The organism is Bacillus cereus group sp. N8 (assembly GCF_016483685.1).
In the GTDB taxonomy this organism is placed as follows: Bacteria; Bacillota; Bacilli; order Bacillales; family Bacillaceae_G; genus Bacillus_A; species Bacillus_A proteolyticus.
The window spans coordinates 1-381 of sequence record NZ_JAEHBK010000143.1 but is presented as its reverse complement, the minus strand read 5'-3'; the positions used below and the strand labels follow the sequence as shown (position 1 = coordinate 381).

Sequence of the window (381 nt, the reverse complement as noted above, 5' to 3'; positions counted from 1 at the left end):
ATACATCCGGGAGTTGAAATGCAGTTGAATCTAAAATACGAATACGCTTGAAAACAGAAGTGTATGGAGAAGAAATCAGCATAGATGCGGCCAATTTTTTGCTTAGTAGTTCGGCTAGTAGGTGTTGTAAAAGTTGGACGGCTGCCTTATTAAACCGTTGATTCAGTCCCTCAGGACTGATGAGTACTTCTGTTGATGCTTCTAAACAGCTAGATAATTGAGTTAAAGAAGTTATAGCTACATTTTGGCTCACCCATACACATAAAGCTACTAAATCTTTTGCTTGGTATTTACTGGTTCGTTGTACAAAACCAACATCTCTAGCAAGATCCCGTAAGGTATTTGGAGATAAAAAACTTTGAATCTCTTGAGCAAATAGTT

Annotated in this window: 1 pseudogene; it reads right to left on the bottom strand. The window is 37.5% G+C overall.

The window, feature by feature from the left end:
* Positions 1–381: pseudogene (locus JDS80_RS30765) on the bottom strand (IS4 family transposase); the annotation flags it as partial.